Genomic DNA, 18,235 nt, shown 5'->3' on the forward strand with positions numbered 1-18,235 from the left:
TGTGCTTTGGCCGATGCAGTTTTGCCAGTATGCGAAAGTATGCCTGCAAATATCTGATCATACAGGATAAATTTATTTACAGTTGGTCGCTGATGAGGCAGGATTTTCCGGTCGTAACGAGGAAATACCGCTATGCCGATGCCGCCGGAAGAAGATCACCCGCAGCGCTACCCGATGGTGGCCGAGCTTCATGCGCGCCCGTTCCCCAAGATCTCCGTGCCCTCGCATGTGGTCTATCTGGCGGTAAAGGAGCCGGTGGAGGCCGCCGCGCGCCCGCGCGAGGCCGATTTTGCCCATCTGTGTGATCTTCTGGGGCGTCATGGCGCGCCGCAGCCACCCTTGGGGGCCACCCATCATGCCGGCGGGATCGGGCGCTACCAGCTCTCATGGGAGAGCCACACCGAATTCGTGAGCTATCTGGCGCAATGCGATGGCGTGTCATCGCGGCCCTTCGATCCGGCGGAAACGGCGGTCTTTCCCGATGACTGGCTGCGGGCGGCACCCGGAAAGCGGTTGGTGGCGGTACATATCCGGATCGAGGATATGCCGGAGGATCCCGCCCAAGTGACGCGGCTCGTCGATGACTGGTTCGTGCCCGAAAATCTCGTCTGCACTTGGGTGGTGGATGAGGACATCATTCTGGCGGGCGATTTCCGGATTGATCCGGCGGGGCAGATGCGCTTTGCGCTTTTCGTGCGCCCCGGCACAGGGCCCGGTCGGGTCGGGCGTGTGGTTCAGCGGATCTGCGATCTGGAAGCCTACCGCGCCATGTCGATGCTGGGCCTGTCGCGGGCGCGCGATCTGACGGGACGGCTCAACTTGCTCGATCCCGCGCTATCCGCGCTGATCGCCTCGATGCGCGATGCAGATACAGCCCCCGAGCTGGTTCTCAACGAGCTTCTGGATATCTCCTATGAACTGGAGACGCTGGCGATGCGGCTCTCGTTCCGGTTCGGGGCAACACGCGCCTATGCGGCGCTGGTGCGCGAGCGGGTGGAGATCCTGCGCGAGACCCGTTTCGAGGGGCGCCAGAAGCTGGGGGAGTTCATCCTGCGCCGCTATGATCCGGCGATCCGTACCGTTTTTGCGGCGGAAGGGCGGCTGAATGCCATGCTCGAACGGGCCAGCCGTGCGGCAGAACTGCTGCGCACGCGGGTCGATGTGGACCGCTCGGCGCAGAACCAGAAGGTGCTGGAGAATATGGACCGCCGCTCTGACCTGCAGTTGCGCCTGCAGCATACCGTCGAGGGGCTGTCGGTGGTGGCGATCAGTTATTACGCGGTCAGCCTGTGCGGCTATCTTGTCTATCCGCTGGCTAGAGAGCTGGGTGTCAGCAAGGAGATGATGATCGCGGGGCTGACACCTCTGGTCGTGCTGGCGGTCTGGCTGATGATCCGCCGCATCAAGAGGGGCATGGGCGCGCATTGACGCCCATGCCGCGATCTCAGGTGAAATCGGCGGTAGCAGGGTCTGGCCCGATCCGGCCATCCGCGCGGTCGAGCGTGGCGATCTTTGCCATATCCTCGGCATCGAGCGTGAAATCGAACACGTCGATATTTGCGGCGATCCGCTCCGGATTGGCCGATTTCGGAATCACGATCAGATCGTTCTGCACATGCCAGCGCAGCGCGATCTGCGCCGGTGATTTGCCATGTTTCTCGCCGATTTCGGCCAGCTCCGGGCGCGAGAGCACCTGCGACTGACCAAGCGGTGACCAGCATTCGGTCTTGATCCCGAGCCTGTCATGAAGGGCGCGCATCTCGCGCTGCTGGAAGGCGGGATGCAGCTCGATCTGATTGAGCACAGGCACCACACCTGTGGCATCGATCAGCCGCGTCAGGGTGTCGGGCGTGAAGTTCGACACACCGATCGAGCGCACACGGCCCTGCGTTTGCAGCTCGATCAGCGCCTTCCATGTGTCGATATAGGTGTCGCGCGCGGGCATCGCCCAATGGATCAGATAGAGATCGAGCACCTCGAGGCCGAGCTTTTTCATGCTTTCGTCAAAGGCGGTCAACGTGCGGTCATAACCCTGATGGTCGTTCCAGACCTTGGTGGTGATCCACAGGTCCTCGCGCGGAATGCCGCAGTCGCGGATACCGCGCCCGATACCGGCCTCGTTCTCGTAACGCGCGGCGGTGTCGATATGGCGGTATCCCGCATCGGTGGCGGCCTTGATCAGGGCGGGGGCGTCCTCTTCGGGCATCTGCCAGACCCCGAGACCCAACTGCGGGATCTTGTTGCCATCGTTGAGCTGAATGAGCGGTGCTGCCATTTTCAAACCTCCTAAGTCAAAAAACTTAGGGCATAAGCTAATGGCTTTGAGGGGGAGAACAAGCTGCCCTTAGGGAAGAAGGTCGAGGATGGCGCCCGCAGCCTCATCATAGGATTTTCCCAGATGGTGGCCGCCGTCAAAGGCCATCGGAAGAGCATGGCGGGTGGCGGGGCATGCGCTATGTTTATCATCCTCGCCGAAAAGGCATAGGGTGGTCATGGCCTTAGGGAGCGCGTCCAGTGCCGCGACCACATCCTGCGATCCGGTCTTCTGGCCGAGCCAGCCGCCCATCACCACCTCGAAACCGGTATGGGTCTCGGGCGACAGGAGCGCGAGACCCAAGACGCGCTCGGCCATCGTCTGTGGCAGCAAGGGTGCATAAAACGGCGTCACATTGGCCCCAAGCGAGAACCCCGCAAGAATGACCCGATCGGTCCCGAAACGGGCGGCAAAACTCCGGTCGATCCGCGCTATGTCCTGCGCGATCTTGGTTGGTTTGCGCTCCTGCCAGAGATAGCGCATGGAAGAGATCCCGATCACCGGCAGGCCCGCCTTGGCCAGCCTGTCGGCGATTTCCTCGTCAAAATTGGCCCAGCCGCCATCTCCCGACAGGAAGATCACATAGGCCGGCGGTGGCGGCGCGTCGGCTTCGGGCAGATGCAGGGTGATGGGCAGATCATCAAGGCCCTCCGCGCCGGTATCGGTGTCAAAGGCATGATCGGTGCCGGCAAGCGCCAGATAGGCCTTCACCTGCGCGGCGCGCGTCGCCTCGGGGCTTCGGTCCTCGGGCGGATAGAAGCGTACGCCCCTGACGCCCGCCAGAGCGGACGTCTCTTCGGAGGCGACCTCATGCCAGCGCAGCACAGTCTTGCGGCCGGTTTCGGGAAGCGGCGTCCTGCACGGATCGGGCAGATCGCGCGCAAGCCCCGCGGTCACCAGCCCCTTGAACCGGTTGGGTGCCTGCGCGGCTGCGGCCCGCGCCACGGCGGTCCCTGCCCCGATCCCCACCAGAACAGGTGCCCTCGGGGCGGCGCCACGGCGCTTTCCGATCTCCTCCGAAATGGAAAGCAGGGACGGCACCGCCCCGCTGCATCCCCCGCCCAAATCCAGAAGCCAGTCGGCCTCGATCAGGATGACGAGGGTATTCATATCCGCAAGTGTCCGCGCCAAAGCGGTCAGCTCGGCGGCGTTCTGGTCGGCGGCCCCACCTGCAATCATCAAGGCTGTGGACCGGATATCGGTATTGGGCGCGAAGACGCCGGTCACAGCGTGCTCGGCCACCCCCTCCGCGCGGGCGGCACCAAGGCTGATCACAATCATCGATAGGAAAACGGTAAGGCTGCGCAAAAACATCAAGGCCATCTCCTGCAATGGCCAAAGACATAAGGCGAAATCTTTGCCCAAGGGTTAAGCTACGGGTTGTTTTCGCCTCTGGGGGCGGAGAAGGCTGGATCGGCGGGGCGAAAACGTCTAGGCATCGCGGGAAAGACCTCAGGAGGATGTCATGCAAAAGATCGATCTGCCCGAACGCGAAGGCTGGCGCGAGATGGCGCAGGAGGTGGGGTTCACCTTTGCCGATATGCATGGCGAGCCCTATTGGGACGAGACCTCGGCCTATGAATTCACGCTCCGCGAGATCGAGGACCGGATCGAGGACCCTTCGACCGAGCTGCATGCGATGTGCCGCGAGGCGGTGGACCGGATCGTAGACTCCGAGGAGCTGATCGGGGTGATGGGCCTGCCTGAGGCGCATTGGGATCTGGTGCGCAACAGCTGGCGCGACAACCAGCCCGAGCTCTATGGCCGCTTCGATCTGGCCTATGACGGCAAGGGGCCGGCGAAGATGCTGGAATATAATGCCGACACGCCGACCTCGCTTTACGAGAGCGCGGCCTTCCAGTGGCAATGGCTCGAGGAACAGATGCAGGCGGGCGTGCTGGAGGACGGTTGCGACCAGTTCAATGGCATCCACGAGGCGATTGTCGAGCGGTTCCGCCAGCTCTTCCAGCCCAATACGGATCTGCATTTCACCGCGATGGGCGGCAATCCCGAGGATTATGCCACCGTCGAGGCGCTGGGATGGGCGGCCCGTGAGGCGGGGCTTGGCGCGCATTATTTCGACCTCGAGAAAATCGGGCTCAGCGAGGAGAAGCAGTTCCTCGATGACGAGGACCGTGTGATCGGCACGCTCTTCAAGCTCTATCCGTGGGAGGATCTCCTGCGCGACGATTACGCGCAATATCTGGCAGGCGCGGGGGTGCAATATCTCGAGCCCGCATGGAAGGCGCTGTTGTCCAACAAAGCGATCCTGCCGATGCTGTGGTATTTCTTCGAGGGCCATCCGAACCTGCTTCCGGCCTATTTCGAAGAGGATGTGGCGGGCGCGCTGGCGGGCACTGGCCGCCCCGCACCCGAGATCGGCGAGAGCTTCGCGCGCGCCCATAACCAGCTCCTGAAAGGTTATGTGACCAAGCCGATCTTCTCGCGCGAGGGGGCGTCGGTCTCGATCATCGAAGGGGCTAAAGTCGAGAAGGCCACGCAGGACGGCTATGCCCAGCATCCGCGCATCGTGCAGGCCTATCAGCTGCTGCCGGAATTTGACGGGTTCCGTCCGATCATTGGCGCGTGGATCGTGGGCGAGACCTGTGTGGGGATCGGCATCCGCGAGGACCGTTCGCGCATCACCCAAGACCTGTCGCGGTTCAAGCCGCATTTCATCCGCGGCTGACCGCAGCCCCAGTTCGACGAAGGATCACAAAGATGACAAAACATTTCCGTCCCAAACGTTCGAGATATGTCACGCTGACCATCATGGGGGCCGCGGCCTTTGCACTGGCGGGGTGCAAGGATGACAGTCAGGTCGATGCGCAGGCCTTCCCCGATCTGGCCTCTTGCGAGCAGGCCGCGGGCGCGGGGGGCGAGTTCACCGCCGAGCAGTGCCGCACTGCCTTCGCGCAGGCGCAAGAACTGAATGTGGAATCCGCGCCACGCTATGACAGCCTGCAGGTCTGCGAGGAAGAGCATGGCGCGGGCAATTGCGGCTCCGAGGAACAGGCCACCGGTCAGCAGAGCAGCGGCGGTATGGGCTCGATCTTCATGCCGCTTCTGGCGGGCTATCTGATCGGCAATATGCTGGGCGGACGCGGCTCGGCGCAGCCTCTCTATCGCAACGGACAGGGCGGCTATACCAATGCCGACCGCTCGGCGACCTTCTCGACCAATAACGGCAAGGCCAAGCTCAATCAGGGCCTGTTCAAGAAACCGGCCTCGACCATCGGTAAGGCGCCGATGACCAAAGCCACCGCTGTCTCGCGCGGGGGCTTCGGGTCGAGCGCCACGACGCGCAGCTTCGGCGGCTGAGCCTTCGGCGGGTTCCCGCCAGCAGACTGAGAATCTTGTGATCGGGATGGCGGAACGCTTTTCGGCCATTCCGAGTTGTCTGTCCAAATGCGGCCAACAGCGCCGCCCGTGAATAGACGAGGAGATACGAAGATGCTCAACAAGACCAAAATGACCGTCGCTGCGATTGCCACACTGACCACCGCCGGCATCGCCACCACCGCATCGGCCTTTCCGGCCATGCTGGGCACCGACGGCTCGCTGCGCGCAGGTCCGGGGGCGGATTACTCGGTGAGCATGAGCGCGCCGCAGGCGGCCAATATCGAGGTCGATGGCTGCATCGCGACCGGCAGCTGGTGCCAGGTGACCTATGAAGGCCAGACCGGCTGGACCCCCGCATCGAACATCGCGATCAATCAGGGCAACAACGTCGTCTATCTTGCCGACCGCCCGAAAAATGTCGAAGTGACCACGATCACGGCGCCCGACCCCGATGCCGAGGATGGTCAAGCCGCAGGTGCACTGGCAGGGGCAGGCGCCGGCGCCGCAGCGGGCGGTGCGATCGCGGCGGGCACGGCGATGGGCGGTCCGGCAGGTGCCATTGTGGGCGCAATCATCGGCGGGGCACTGATTGGCGATGCGGCCAAGCCCGAACCGGCCACCGTGACCTATGTCGAGAAAAACCCGGTAGAGCCGGTCTATCTGTCGGGTGAGGTGAAGACTGGCGCGAAGCTGCCCGAGAATGTCGTGCTCAAGCCCGTGCCCGATAGCCAGTATTCCTATGTCAATGTGAACAAGGAACCGGTCCTCGTGGACCCGCAAACCCGCGCCATCGTCTATGTCTTCAAGTAAGACATCCATGACGCGTGATTGAAAAAGCCGGCCTCAGGGCCGGCTTTTTGCATGGCGCGGGGCGCGATCAGCCGCGCTGGTCGTCCACCATCTGTTTCATGGCTTCCTCCGGCGCATAGCCGCGCAGCATCTCGTCGCCGATCACGAAGGAGGGTGTGCCCGACAGGCCCATCCGCTGGGCGAGCTTGTAATTGGCCTCGATCACCGCCTCGACCCCGGACGAGTTGGTGGCCTTCTGGATCGCCTCGCCATCGAGGTCGAGCTGCTTGGCCAGCGCGCTCAGGCTCTCGTCGGTGATATCGCCGCGCAGGCGCATCAGCGCGTCATGGACCTTCTCGTAGGCCGCATCGCCCGCCACCTGCTTGGTCGCGATCGCAAAGCGCGCGGCTTTTACCGAGGCATCGCCGAGGATCGGGAATTCCTTCACGATGAAGCGGATATTGCCATCCGATTTCAGCAGCGAATTGACCTCCGGATAGGCCTTCTTGCAATAGCCGCAGCGGTAATCCATGAACTCGACAATCGTCACATCGCCATCGGGATTGCCGCCGACCCATGAATTGGGATCGTTGAGCAGATCGTCCTCATTGGCCGCGATCATCTGCTGGTCGCCCTCGGCCACCTGCGCGTTCTGTTTCTTCTCCAGCTCGTTGATGGCCTCGACCAGCACTTCGGGATTGTCCATCAGATAGCTGCGCACCGCGCGCCCGAAATCATCGCGCTCGGCGTCGGTCATCGAGCCCAGATCCAGCGCTCCTGCGGGCTGGGCCATGAGCGCGGAAAGGGCGAAGGCGGGAATAAGTTTGCGGTTCATCGGGTCCTCTGTCGATCCTGTCTCCGGCACATGGGATGAGGTGCGGAGGGTTGGGCCCCACAGTGACGCATGCGGCGCTGCGGAGCAAGGGCCTGCCGCAGGTTCGGGGGCGGCGGCATTGACGCTGCGCGGCCCGTGGCCTATCGCGGCAGGGTCGAAGCCCGAAAATGGAGGCCCCCCATGCGTTTCTCAAGCCGCGGACAAGTTGATCCTTTCATCGTGATGGATGTGATGGAGGCCGCTCGCGCGGCCGAGGATGCGGGCCGCGATATCGTTCACATGGAAGTGGGCCAGCCCTCGACCCCCGCCCCCGAAGGGGCGCGCCATGCGCTGGCCAAGGCGCTCGACGATCAGGCGATGGGCTATACGGTGGCGCTGGGTCTTCCTGCGCTGCGCTGCGGGATCGCGGAGCTTTACCAGCGCTGGTATGGCGTCGATCTGGACCCCGCGCGGGTAGTGGTGACCTCGGGCTCCTCGGGGGCCTTTGTGCTGGCGTTTTCGGCGCTCTTCGATGCGGGGGACCGTGTGGCTCTGGGCGAGCCCGGATATCCGAGCTACCGTCAGATCCTGCGCGCGATGTCGGTCGAGCCGGTGGGGATGCCCGCATCGGCTGAAAACCGCTATCAGCCGGTGCCGCAGGACATCCCCGAGAATGTGCAGGGGCTGATCGTCGCCTCGCCGGGCAATCCCTCGGGCACGATGCTGGGCAAGCCCGAACTGAAGGCGCTGATGGATCTGGCGCAAGCCCGCGATCTGGCCTTCATCTCCGACGAGATCTATCACGGGCTGCATTACGAGGATCGCGCGGTGACGGCGCTGGAGGTCTCCGATCAGGCCTATGTGGTCAATTCCTTCTCGAAATATTTCTCGATGACGGGGTGGCGGGTCGGCTGGCTCGTGGTGCCCGAGGACCATGTGCGCACGGTCGAGCGCTTAGCGCAGAACATGTTCATCTGTCCGCCCCACGCCAGCCAGATCGCGGCACTTGCGGCACTGGACTGTATCGACGAGCTGGAAGCCAACCGCGCGGCCTATGCCGAAAACCGCCGCCTTATGCTGGAGGTGCTGCCGCAGATCGGGTTCGACCGGATCGCGCCGCCCGACGGGGCCTTCTATATCTATGCCGATGTCGCGCATCTGACCGATAACAGCCTCGCCTTTGCCGAGGAGATCCTGCGCGAGGCGGGGGTGGCGGTCACGCCGGGGCTCGATTTCGATCCCCATCGCGGGGCGAGCACGCTGCGCTTCTCCTATGCCCAGTCCACACCACGGATCCGCGAGGGGCTGGAGCGGCTCAGGGCTTTCATGGCGGCGCGGTTGGCTGGCTGACTTGCGATGCGGTTTCGGCTAGCGTTGCCTTCGACAAGAACCAAAACGGAATCGGGCAGAATGCAGATTTTGGGGCGAGCACTCCTTGGCCGCTGGGCGCTGGCTTACGCGGTGCTTATCGGCCTTGCGCTTATGGCTGCTCAGGGCCATGCGCAGGATAACCGGCTCTCGGCGCTGGCGCAGATGGATCCCGCGCGCAGCAGTATCACCGGAGATGCCAAAGAAACGCGGCTGCGGCTGGGGATCTCCCAGCCCGTGGCGTGGCGCGCCTTCCTGCTCGACAGCCCCCCGCGGCTTGTCGTGGATTTCCGCGAGGTCGATTTCGGTGGGCACGATCCGGCGAAAATGCTGGGCAGGGGCGGTGTCAGTGCGCTGCGCTGGGGGCCGTTCCGCCCGGGCTGGTCGCGGATGGTGGCCGAGCTGACGGGGCCTATGAAAATCGCCTCGGCGCAGCTGCATACGGGCGAGAGCCCCGATGTGGATATTTCCCTGACCCCGGTCAGCAAAGACCGGTTCGAGACGGCCAAAGGAGATCCGGATTCCGCGCTTTGGGATCTGCCACAGCCAACACCGGTCACGCCGCCGATCCTGCGGCAGGACGGCACGCGGGCGCTGCGTGTGGTGCTCGATCCCGGACATGGCGGCATCGATCCGGGGGCGGAAGCCGATGGCACGACGGAAGCCGTCGTGGTGTTGACCTTTGCCCGCGAGCTGAAAGAGGCGCTGAGCCGGGCGGGAATCGATGTGGTGATGACGCGTAACGAAAACACATTCGTGCCGCTGGAGACGCGCCTGACCATCGCACGTCAGGCCGAGGCCGATCTCTTCATCTCGCTGCATGCCGATGCGGTGCAAAGCGGCCATGCCAGCGGCACTACGATCTATATGCTGGCCGATAAGGCTACGGATTCCGCTTCGCAGAAACTGGCCGAGCGCCATGACCGCGCCGATATTCTGGCCGGCGTAGATCTGGACGGACATGGCGATGACGTGGCGCGGATTCTGATGGATCTGGCGCGCACCGAGACCCGCCCGCGGACAGTGCGCTTCACGCAGGTGCTGGCAGGCGCGATGAAGGCGGGCGGCATCTCGCTTTACAAAAATCCCGTGCAGGGGGCGGATTTCTCGGTGCTGAAATCGGCTGATTTCCCTTCGGTGCTGATCGAGCTGGGCTTCCTCGATGCAACCGCCGACCGCAAGAAACTGCTCGATGACACATGGCGCAAACATATGGCGCAGGTGATCACGCAGGCGGTGCAGACATGGGCGCAATCGGATGCCGCAGAGGCGAGACTTTTGCGCAAATAGCCCTAAAACCCTGACAGCGGGCCGCTCACATGAGCGAGATGTGAGCGCGATCCCGCCTTGATGTGGTATAACTTGTTTTGACGCCCCGAGCCGTGGCGGCTATAGGCAGGCACAATTGCGGGTAATTCCCGAAAAACGGGCATCCCCCGGTAAGGAGCGAACCTTGATCCGATTTATCCTGTCCTTCTTCGGCAGCATCTTTTCGTGGATAGTCACGGCACTGTTCTTTGCTGCGCTGACCATCGGGGCCGTCTTCTGGATGTATTCGCGCGATCTGCCAAGCCACGAGCAGCTGGCGCAGTATCAACCCAAGACCATCTCGCGGATTTATAACAGCGAAGGCCGGTTGATCGACGAATTCGCCACCGAGCGGCGGATCTTCGTGCCGATCGACGAGATCCCGAAGGTCGTGCAGGATGCGTTCGTCTCCGCCGAGGACAAGAATTTCTGGTATCATGCGGGCTATGATCCGGTCGGGATCGCGCAGGCGGTCTTCGAGGCTGTGAAGACTGGCGGACATGATATCCGCGGGGCCTCCACTATCACGCAGCAGGTGATGAAGAACTTCCTGCTCTCCTCGGACCGCTCGGTCGAGCGCAAGATCAAGGAACTCATTCTGGCCGCGCGGGTGTCAAAGGCGATCCCCAAGAAGCGGATCCTCGAACTCTATCTCAACGAGATCTTCCTCGGCCAGAACTCCTATGGTGTGGCCGCCGCCTCGCTGACCTATTTCAACAAGCCGCTCTCGGAGCTGAAGCCCTATGAGGCCGCCACTCTGGCCTCGATGCCGAAAGCGCCCTCGAACTACAATCCGGTGCGCAATATGCAGCGCCTGAAAGACCGCCGGAACTATGTGCTCCACGAGATGTGGCAGAACGGCTATATCTCGGAAGAGACCTACAAGACCGAGCGAGAACTGCCGGTGAAATCGGTTCAGAACGGCGATTACGCGCCCTTCCGTGACCAGCTGCCGCCGCGCGATTATTTCACCGACGAGATCCGCCGCCAGCTGTCGCGCAGTTTCGGTCAGGACGAGTTCTTCTCGGGCGGTCTGACCGTGCGTGCCACCGTCGACCCCGATATGCAGGCACAGGCGGCGCGCGCGCTGCAGCACGCGCTGGAGGAATACGATCGTGGCCGCGGTGTCTGGCGCGGCACGGGCGTGACCATTCCCAAGGACAAGCTGGGCACCGAGGTCGACTGGCGGGCCGCACTTGCCGATGTGCATAGCGACAAGGTGCCGCGCGATGTCGAGGGCTGGATGCCTGCTGTCGTGCTCGAGCTGACCTCCGAGGATGCGCGGATCGGTATCGAGGGCATCAAGGAAGAGGGCAAGGGCAACTGGATCCCTGCCAAGGACGTTCAATGGGCCCGCAAGCTGAACAAGGATGGCAAGCTCGAGCGCAAGGCGCGCGTGGCCTCCGATCTGCTGGAGGTGGGTGATGTGGTGATGGTCCGCGCCATGACCTCCGATAGCGATGGCAGCTTCATCCGCTGGACCCTGCGGCAGGTGCCGCAGGTCGAGGGCGCCTTCATGGCGATGGATGTGCATACCGGGCGCGTGCTGGCCATGCAGGGTGGCTTCTCCTACCAGTCCTCGGTCTTCAACCGCACGACGCAGGCCGAGCGCCAGCCGGGCTCCAATTTCAAGCCGATCGTCTATGCGGCCGCACTGGATTCGGGCTTCTCGCCCGAGACGGTGGTGGTCGACGCACCGATCGAGGTGAACACGCCGCAAGGTATGTGGCGCCCGAAAAACGCCTCGAACCGCTATTTCGGCCCGACACCGATGCGCACCGGTCTGGAACAGTCGCGTAACCTGATGACGGTGCGGATCGCGCAGGAGATCGGCATGGATACCATTGCCGATCTTGCCGAGAAGCTGGGTGTCTACCATCCGATGAAACGGTTCCTCGCCAATGCGCTCGGGGCGCAGGAGGTCACGCAGTTCAACCTGATTTCGGCCTATGCGATGTTTGCCAATGGCGGCAAGCGGGTGGAGCCGACGTTGGTGGACCGTGTGCAGGACCGGTTCGGGCGCACGATCTACCGTCATGACCAGCGCGTCTGTGACGATTGCTCGGCCCAGACGCTGCCCGAAGGCGAGGGCCCGCGCATCGAATCCAATGCCGAGCAGGTCATCGACCCGATCACCGCCTACCAGATGATCTCGCTGATGAAGGGCGTGGTCCAGCGTGGCTCGGGCCGTGGCGTGAACCTGAACGTGCCGGTGGCGGGTAAAACGGGGACCACCAACGACTCCAAGGATGTGTGGTTCACGGGTTTCACCTCCAATATCGTGGCCTCGTGCTATATCGGCTATGACAATCCGCGCTCGCTCGGGGCACATGCCTTTGGCGGCACGCTCTGTGTGCCGGTCTTCAACGAGTTCATGAAGGAAGCGGTGAAGAAATACGGTGGCACCGAGTTCACCGTGCCGCCGGGAGGCCACTGGCAGAACTTCAACCGCTTCACCGGCGAGATGGTCTCGGCGGATGCGACGGGCGACTATGTGCAGGCCGAATATATCCGCGATGGCCAATCGACGGCCGGTATGGGGCTGGTGGTCGATGGGGGCTTCGGTATGGGCTCGAACCTGCCGCTCTTTGCGCCCGGTCAGACGGATGAGGGCGGCAGCACATCGGTCACGACCTCCTCGGGCAAAACCGCCATCATTCCCAAACAGCGGGCCAATTTCGGCACGATCAGTGCCGGCGGGCTTTACTAACACGCGCAGGACCGGATTTTCGGCCCCTTCGGCAACTTGTCGAGGGGGCCGTCTTTCTGTATGACCGGCCAGAACAGGAAAAGGACGTTGCGACATGCGCGCTGAGACGCAGAACATCGTTGAACAGATCAAGAAATCGCTCGAGCTTCTGGGCCAGCGGATGGACCTCGAGACGGCGCCGCACCGGATCGAGGAATTCAACGCCATGATCGAGGACCCGACGCTGTGGGATGATCAGGCGCGCGCGCAGAAGCTGATGCGTGACCGTCAGGCGCTGCTGGACAAATACGAGACCTATCAGCGCATCAAGCAGGAGCTCGAGGACAATATCGAGCTGATCGAGCTGGGCGAGATGGAAGATGACGCTGATGTCATCACCGAGGCGGAGACTGCGCTGAAGGCCCTCAAAGAAGACGCTGCCGCCAAGGAGCTGGAAGCGCTTCTCAATGGCGAAGCCGATAGCAACGATACCTATCTCGAGGTCCATTCGGGCGCGGGCGGGACCGAGAGCTGTGACTGGGCCTCGATCCTTGCGCGGATGTATGTCCGCTGGGCCGAGAAAAAGGGCTACGAGGTCGAGCTGGAATCCGAGACCGCGGGCGAGGAGGCGGGCATCAAATCCGCCACCTACAAGATCACCGGTCCCAATGCCTATGGCTGGCTGAAATCGGAATCCGGCGTGCACCGGTTGGTCCGCATCTCGCCTTACGACTCGGCAGCGCGTCGCCATACCTCGTTCAGCTCGGTCTGGGTCTATCCGGTGGTCGATGACAATATCGAGATCGAGATCAATCCTTCTGATATCCGTATCGATACCTATCGGTCATCGGGGGCGGGCGGCCAGCACGTCAACACCACCGACTCCGCCGTGCGGATCACCCACTTGCCGACCAATATCGTGGTGACCTCCTCGATGAAGTCGCAGCACCAGAACCGCGAGATCGCGATGAATGCGTTGAAATCGCGTCTCTACCAGATGGAGCTCGACAAGCGGAACGCCGCGATCAACGAGGCCCACGAGAACAAGGGCGAGGCCGGCTGGGGCAACCAGATCCGCTCCTATGTGCTGCAGCCCTACCAGATGGTGAAAGACCTTCGCACCGGCTACGAGACCTCTGACAGCCAGGGTGTTCTGGATGGCGATCTGGACGGTCTCATGGCGGCGACGCTTGCGATGGGCGTTGAGGGCAAATCCCGCGCGGATGCGCAATCGGCGGATTGATCCACGGGCGTTTCCGCGAATCTCTGCTGACAGATTGAGCAAAAGGGGAGGGCGAAGGCTCTCCCCTTTTCCAATTTGATGAATGAAAACTGAATATATCTGATCTAATTGCGCAGTTTTTTACTGCAAGAGCGAGATGTGATCGCTGAACGGATTGATTTTCTTAGGCCGATGGAGGAAATTGTAAACACTAAATGACTGCCTACAGGGCCCTTTAACGGGAAATTTAGGAGGCTTCATGACGCAACGAATTTATATTACAGGGGCTGCCGGCGCCGGTTCTACCTCCCTCGGCAAGCAGCTCTCCAAAACGCTTCAGATACCCTATATCGATACCGATGATTGCTATTGGGCCGAGACCGATATTCCCTTCACCCGTAAGCGCTGCGTAAGCGAGCGGTGCGATCTGATACGTGAAGCACAAGGGGACGCGGGCTGGGTGCTGGCGGGGGCCTGCGATGGCTGGGGGGACGAAATCCTCTCACAGGCCGATCTTGTGATCTTCCTGCGCACACCTACGCCCTTGCGACTGACACGGCTGCGCAAACGCGAGGTGCTGCGCTATGGCACCCGTGTGGCACCGGGAGGCGATATGGAGCAGATCTACCGCAAATTCCTGAACTGGGCTGCCAGCTACGACGACCCCTATTTCTGTGGCCGGTCGCTGAACCGCCATCGCGAGTGGCTGAAGAGCCAGCCGGCTCCGGTTCTGGAGCTGTCGGGGGGGCGGGCGATCACCGATCTCGAGAATACCGTCCTCGCCGAGCTGGGGCATCTGGTCGCTGCGTAAGCATCAGGGAACTCCTTGTCCGCTCCGGCGTAGGGAATGGAAAGGAGATGCCCAATGGATTTCAAAGATAAAGTGATCTGGCTTGTCGGCGCCAGCTCGGGGATCGGCGAGGCGCTTGCGGTCGAGCTGGCTGCGAGCGGGGCACGGCTGATCCTGTCGGCGCGCTCCGAAGAGCCGTTGCGCAATCTACAGGATCGGCTGGGACCCGCCCATCGCGTCCTGACGGTCGATCTGTCGGAGCGGGCGAGCCTAGACGCGGCGGTGGCCGAGATCGGGCAGGGGCAGCTCGACGGCATGATCACCACGGCGGCGCTCTATGATCCGGGACTGGTGCGCGAGATCGACTGGGAGAAGGCCGAGGCGCTTTTGCGGGTGAACCTCTTGGGCACATTGAGCTTTGCACAGGCGGCGCCGGTTGTGCTGCGGCAGGGCGGGCAACTGGCGATCTTCGGCTCGGTCGCAGGCTATTTTGGGCTTCCGAAAGGCCAGTTCTACTCGGCGACCAAGGCGGGCGTCATCAATCTGGTGGAATCCCTGAGGGTGGAATACGCGCCCGACATCGATGTGCGCCTTGTCTCGCCCGGCTTCGTGAACACGCGGCTCACGCAGAAGAACCAGTTCGACATGCCCTTCATTATCGAGCCGGAGGAGGCGGCGAAGGCCGTGGCCGATGGGTTGGCGGGCGACGGGTTCGAGACCCATTTCCCCAAGAAGCTGACATTGGGGCTGAAGCTCCTGCAACGCTTGCCCTATGCACTATCGCTGCGCCTGACGAAACGTCTGTTGTAATGTAAAAAGGGCGGCCCGTTGGCCGCCCTTTTCACTAATCCTCTCGCGAGAAATCAGTCTTCGCTTGCAGCCACCGGCGGGGCAAGTTTGGGCGTGGTCTCGCCAGTCTGCAGCGGGTCTTCCTGACGCTGAACGGAGCCCTCGAAATGCGCACCGGATTCGATCGCGATGGTCTTGTGGATGATGTCGCCTTCGACCTTGGCAGTCGAGGTCAGACGCACCTTCAGGCCGCGCACGCGACCGATCACACGACCGTTGACCACGATATCGTCGGCCACGATCTCGCCACGGATGGTCGCGGTCTCGCCCACCGTCAGCAGATGCGCGCGGATGTCGCCTTCGACAACGCCCTCGACCTGCACATCACCCGTGGTGCGGATATTGCCGGTGATGGTCAAGTCCGAAGACAGAACCGATGCGCCGGGTTTCGCGCGGGCCGGCCCCGACGAGGGAGCGAATTCGCTGCGCGACGGCGGCATGCCGGTGTCGGGCTTGCTGATTTCGGTGTCTCCGGATTTGGAACCGGGCTCGTGGATTTTGCTTTTAGAAAACATTCTTGGCAGCCTTGATGAAGGTCATCGGATCGACGGGCTTTCCGCCGAGCCGGATTTCATAATGCAGATGCGGTCCGGTCGACCGACCAGTATTACCCGTATCACCGATCCAGTCACCTTGCGAGACCTTTTGGCCTTTTTTCACACGGCGTTTTGACAAATGCCCGTATACGGTCGAAACACCGAATTCGTGCTGGATTTTTATGACGTTGCCGTAGCCGTGCTCGACCTCGGAGGCGATCACGACGCCATCGGCAGGGGCCAGCACATGGTTGCCGACCGGCAGGGCCATATCGACGCCCGCGTGCAACCGGCCCCAGCGGTAGCCATAGGGCGAGGAGTAGCGGAATTGCGATTTCAGCGGCAGCTGGAAGGGCAGTTTGTCGGCGGCGATGCGATACATATTGATCTCATCGAGCTTCTTGAGGATCGAGGCTGCGCGCTTGTCATCCTCGGTCAGGGCTGCCGGGCTCTTGGAGGACATGGTCACGCCCAAAGGCCCGCCGCTCCCCGAATAGCCCTTGCGGATCTCGGCAAGGATCTTGTCGGTATTCAGACCCGCCTGTTTGAACATCTTGTCGAACGGTGCCATCGAGATCGTCACGGCATCCTCGAGCGTCGAGAAGATCTGGTCGTTGCGCTGCTCCAGCTGGCGCTTCGACAGGGCCAGCTGCTCGGTCTCCTGCCGTGCGGCCTGCGCCTCTTTGGTGGCATCGTCCCGCTCGGTGGCGACATCGCCCAGAGCGTTCGAGAGCATCTTCACCGTCTCGGACATATCAGCGGTGCGGGCGGCGGGGTTGACGCTGCCGTCACTACCGGTCTGGAGGCCCGCCAGCTCGTCCTTGGCGGCATCGCGCTCATTCATTACACGGCGCAGGGTCTGCTGGACCACATGCAGGCCGGTTTCCAGTTCGCGCCGGTGCTCTTCGGACTGCAGGAGCGCCGATTGCATCTGGCTCACCTGACCCAGCGCCGTCTGGAACCGTTCCTGCGCGGCCAGCGCCTCGGAGGCGCGGCTGTCACGTTCGGAGGACAGGCTGTCGAGGCGGTCCTCGAAGGCTTTCTGCGAGATGGCCGCCTGCTGCTCGGACGAGCCTTCCGAGATATTGTCGATGAACAGGAGCGAGGTGGCCACGATGGACCAGCCAAACAGGACCGTGCCCACTGCCAGAACCGATGCCTGTGTCAGGGGGCGCAACCGCAGGAAACGGGTCGAGTCGTCCGACTTCATGAAAAGGCGCTGCTCCGGAAGGAAACGCTCCAGCGCAGAATTGGTTCGATCCAGTAGACGTCGGGGCAAAGGGGCTGTCCTGCTCTTCGATATGGGCCTGTCCGTCTGGCGGATGTGGCCGATTTGTCACCTGTGCGACTTCATTGATGTGGCGCTATTGCGCGCGGCTGGAAAGGGATTACCAACCGCGCACCCCCCGTGACAACCTGATTCCTTGTCGCACCGGCGCCGTTTGGCGGCACAATCCTTCACATCAGCGAAAACTCGCCGAGAGCGGGGCGATGATAATTAACGGATTCAGGCCAGTTCTTTAGCTTTTGCCAGAACCTCTGCCGCATGGCCCGCCACCTTGACCTTCGGCCAATGCGCGGCAACCGTGCCGTCGCGGTCGATCAGGAAGGTCGAACGGGTGATGCCCATATAGGTCTTGCCATACATGGATTTTTCCGCCCACACGCCATAATCCTCACAGGTCTGCCCTTCGGCATCCGACAGCAGGATGACGTTCAGATCATGTTTGGCGCAGAAATTCTCGTGTTTCTTGAGGCTGTCCTTGGACACGCCGAGCACCACGGTATCGGCACTTGCGAAATCTTCCGACAGTCGCGTGAACTCTAGCGCCTCGGTCGTGCAGCCGGGCGTATTGTCCTTGGGGTAGAAATACAAAACCACCTTGCGGCCGCGCAGTGCGCTCAGGCTCAGCTCGGTTTCGCTGCCGCCATTTTCTGTGCGCGGCAGGGTGAATTCGGGCGCCAACTCGCCGATAGTCGCCATTTTCTATCCTTTTGCTTGTCTCTAAGCCCAAACACGGCCTAGATGATTTCCGGACGAACTCTATCTGTCAGCCCGTGGGAGGCAAGAGCCTCTTTCGCGGATTGGTCCCGTTTTCCGGTTATGGCTGGCGGTGAGGGATGGGGTTGGCCGAAAACAGGTCGGCACCCGCCGTCCGGCATAGGAGCGGCCCGCAAGGGCTATTGCGTGAAGGCGGTCAGGCCGCAACAGGA

The 18,235-nt window shown here is 62.3% G+C and carries 16 protein-coding genes; 10 read left to right on the forward strand and 6 right to left on the reverse strand.

Annotation, left to right across the window (positions count from 1 at the left end):
• Window positions 1-138: 138 nt before the first annotated feature.
• Window positions 139-1,428: a DUF3422 domain-containing protein gene (locus WDB91_RS09515; protein WP_339114498.1), complete on the forward strand. Its 1,290-nt coding sequence runs from the start codon at window positions 139-141 to the stop codon at window positions 1,426-1,428.
• A 16-nt stretch (window positions 1,429-1,444) separates the two neighbouring features.
• Here WDB91_RS09515 and WDB91_RS09520 read toward each other — a convergent pair whose 3' ends face one another.
• Both WDB91_RS09520 and WDB91_RS09525 read right to left on the reverse strand, forming a co-directional pair.
• Window positions 1,445-2,275 carry an aldo/keto reductase gene (locus WDB91_RS09520; protein ID WP_339112326.1) on the reverse strand — a complete coding sequence of 277 codons (831 nt, stop codon included), beginning with the start codon at window positions 2,273-2,275 and terminating at the stop codon, window positions 1,445-1,447.
• Window positions 2,276-2,344: 69 nt separating this feature from the next.
• Entirely contained in the window at window positions 2,345-3,628 is a 1,284-nt protein-coding gene (locus WDB91_RS09525) for an AcvB/VirJ family lysyl-phosphatidylglycerol hydrolase (RefSeq protein ID WP_339112327.1), read from the reverse strand.
• Between the two features lie 151 nt (window positions 3,629-3,779).
• On the opposite strand from WDB91_RS09525, the gene WDB91_RS09530 reads away from it, so the two are divergent.
• From WDB91_RS09530 to WDB91_RS09540, 3 genes are all read left to right on the forward strand, one after another.
• Window positions 3,780-5,003 (forward strand): glutathionylspermidine synthase family protein, encoded by a 1,224-nt coding sequence (locus tag WDB91_RS09530; RefSeq protein WP_339112328.1) that lies wholly within the window; start codon window positions 3,780-3,782, stop codon window positions 5,001-5,003.
• 32 nt (window positions 5,004-5,035) lie between these two features.
• Window positions 5,036-5,635 (forward strand): DUF1190 domain-containing protein, encoded by a 600-nt coding sequence (locus WDB91_RS09535; RefSeq protein ID WP_339112329.1) that lies wholly within the window; start codon window positions 5,036-5,038, stop codon window positions 5,633-5,635.
• A 132-nt stretch (window positions 5,636-5,767) separates the two neighbouring features.
• Window positions 5,768-6,466 carry a DUF1236 domain-containing protein gene (locus WDB91_RS09540; protein WP_339112330.1) on the forward strand — a complete coding sequence of 233 codons (699 nt, stop codon included), beginning with the start codon at window positions 5,768-5,770 and terminating at the stop codon, window positions 6,464-6,466.
• A gap of 67 nt (window positions 6,467-6,533) precedes the next feature.
• Here the strand turns inward: WDB91_RS09540 and WDB91_RS09545 are convergent, their stop codons facing one another.
• The gene (locus WDB91_RS09545; RefSeq protein WP_339112331.1) at window positions 6,534-7,280 is read right to left on the reverse strand and encodes a DsbA family protein; all 747 of its coding nucleotides are present in this window, start codon (window positions 7,278-7,280) and stop codon (window positions 6,534-6,536) included.
• 180 nt (window positions 7,281-7,460) lie between these two features.
• Between WDB91_RS09545 and WDB91_RS09550 the strand changes: the two genes are divergently transcribed.
• From WDB91_RS09550 to WDB91_RS09575, 6 genes are all read left to right on the forward strand, one after another.
• Window positions 7,461-8,609: a pyridoxal phosphate-dependent aminotransferase gene (locus WDB91_RS09550; RefSeq protein ID WP_339112332.1), complete on the forward strand. Its 1,149-nt coding sequence runs from the start codon at window positions 7,461-7,463 to the stop codon at window positions 8,607-8,609.
• Window positions 8,610-8,678: 69 nt separating this feature from the next.
• Window positions 8,679-9,917, forward strand: coding sequence for an N-acetylmuramoyl-L-alanine amidase (locus WDB91_RS09555; RefSeq protein WP_339112333.1), 1,239 nt, complete (start codon window positions 8,679-8,681; stop codon window positions 9,915-9,917).
• 163 nt (window positions 9,918-10,080) lie between these two features.
• Window positions 10,081-12,645 (forward strand): PBP1A family penicillin-binding protein, encoded by a 2,565-nt coding sequence (locus tag WDB91_RS09560; protein ID WP_339112334.1) that lies wholly within the window; start codon window positions 10,081-10,083, stop codon window positions 12,643-12,645.
• A 94-nt stretch (window positions 12,646-12,739) separates the two neighbouring features.
• A complete protein-coding gene (gene prfB / locus WDB91_RS09565) occupies window positions 12,740-13,867 on the forward strand; it encodes a peptide chain release factor 2 (protein WP_339112335.1) in 1,128 nt (375 codons plus the stop codon).
• A gap of 238 nt (window positions 13,868-14,105) precedes the next feature.
• On the forward strand, window positions 14,106-14,657 hold the full coding sequence (locus WDB91_RS09570; protein ID WP_339112336.1) for an adenylate kinase: 552 nt from the start codon (window positions 14,106-14,108) through the stop codon (window positions 14,655-14,657).
• A gap of 54 nt (window positions 14,658-14,711) precedes the next feature.
• Window positions 14,712-15,446, forward strand: a complete 735-nt coding sequence (locus WDB91_RS09575) for an SDR family NAD(P)-dependent oxidoreductase (RefSeq protein ID WP_339112337.1) — start codon at window positions 14,712-14,714, stop codon at window positions 15,444-15,446.
• 53 nt (window positions 15,447-15,499) lie between these two features.
• On the opposite strand, the gene WDB91_RS09580 is transcribed toward WDB91_RS09575, so the two are convergent.
• The 3 genes from WDB91_RS09580 to WDB91_RS09590 form a co-directional block, all read right to left on the reverse strand.
• A complete protein-coding gene (locus WDB91_RS09580) occupies window positions 15,500-16,000 on the reverse strand; it encodes a polymer-forming cytoskeletal protein (RefSeq protein WP_339112338.1) in 501 nt (166 codons plus the stop codon).
• A complete protein-coding gene (locus WDB91_RS09585; protein ID WP_339112339.1) occupies window positions 15,990-17,300 on the reverse strand; it encodes a M23 family metallopeptidase in 1,311 nt (436 codons plus the stop codon). Before WDB91_RS09585 ends, WDB91_RS09580 begins: the two co-directional genes overlap by 11 nt.
• Window positions 17,301-17,528: 228 nt before the next feature.
• Entirely contained in the window at window positions 17,529-18,005 is a 477-nt protein-coding gene (locus WDB91_RS09590; protein ID WP_339112340.1) for a peroxiredoxin, read from the reverse strand.
• Between the last annotated feature and the right edge of the window lie 230 nt (window positions 18,006-18,235).

The sequence above is a fragment of the Thioclava sp. GXIMD2076 genome (genome assembly GCF_037949795.1).
In the GTDB taxonomy this organism is placed as follows: domain Bacteria; phylum Pseudomonadota; class Alphaproteobacteria; order Rhodobacterales; family Rhodobacteraceae; genus Thioclava; species Thioclava kandeliae.

What these genes read in the sequence shown, in the direction of transcription:
- WDB91_RS09580 (WP_339112338.1), bottom strand. Translation starts at nt 16,000, where the DNA reads ATGTTTTCTAAAAGCAAAATCCACGAGCCCGGTTCCAAATCCGGAGAC.
- WDB91_RS09590 (WP_339112340.1), bottom strand. Translation starts at nt 18,005, where the DNA reads ATGGCGACTATCGGCGAGTTGGCGCCCGAATTCACCCTGCCGCGCACA.
- WDB91_RS09550 (WP_339112332.1), top strand. Translation starts at nt 7,461, where the DNA reads ATGCGTTTCTCAAGCCGCGGACAAGTTGATCCTTTCATCGTGATGGAT.
- WDB91_RS09575 (WP_339112337.1), top strand. Translation starts at nt 14,712, where the DNA reads ATGGATTTCAAAGATAAAGTGATCTGGCTTGTCGGCGCCAGCTCGGGG.
- WDB91_RS09570 (WP_339112336.1), top strand. Translation starts at nt 14,106, where the DNA reads ATGACGCAACGAATTTATATTACAGGGGCTGCCGGCGCCGGTTCTACC.
- WDB91_RS09515 (WP_339114498.1), top strand. Translation starts at nt 139, where the DNA reads ATGCCGCCGGAAGAAGATCACCCGCAGCGCTACCCGATGGTGGCCGAG.
- WDB91_RS09520 (WP_339112326.1), bottom strand. Translation starts at nt 2,275, where the DNA reads ATGGCAGCACCGCTCATTCAGCTCAACGATGGCAACAAGATCCCGCAG.
- WDB91_RS09545 (WP_339112331.1), bottom strand. Translation starts at nt 7,280, where the DNA reads ATGAACCGCAAACTTATTCCCGCCTTCGCCCTTTCCGCGCTCATGGCC.
- WDB91_RS09535 (WP_339112329.1), top strand. Translation starts at nt 5,036, where the DNA reads ATGACAAAACATTTCCGTCCCAAACGTTCGAGATATGTCACGCTGACC.
- WDB91_RS09540 (WP_339112330.1), top strand. Translation starts at nt 5,768, where the DNA reads ATGCTCAACAAGACCAAAATGACCGTCGCTGCGATTGCCACACTGACC.
- WDB91_RS09530 (WP_339112328.1), top strand. Translation starts at nt 3,780, where the DNA reads ATGCAAAAGATCGATCTGCCCGAACGCGAAGGCTGGCGCGAGATGGCG.
- prfB (WP_339112335.1), top strand. Translation starts at nt 12,740, where the DNA reads ATGCGCGCTGAGACGCAGAACATCGTTGAACAGATCAAGAAATCGCTC.
- WDB91_RS09525 (WP_339112327.1), bottom strand. Translation starts at nt 3,628, where the DNA reads ATGTTTTTGCGCAGCCTTACCGTTTTCCTATCGATGATTGTGATCAGC.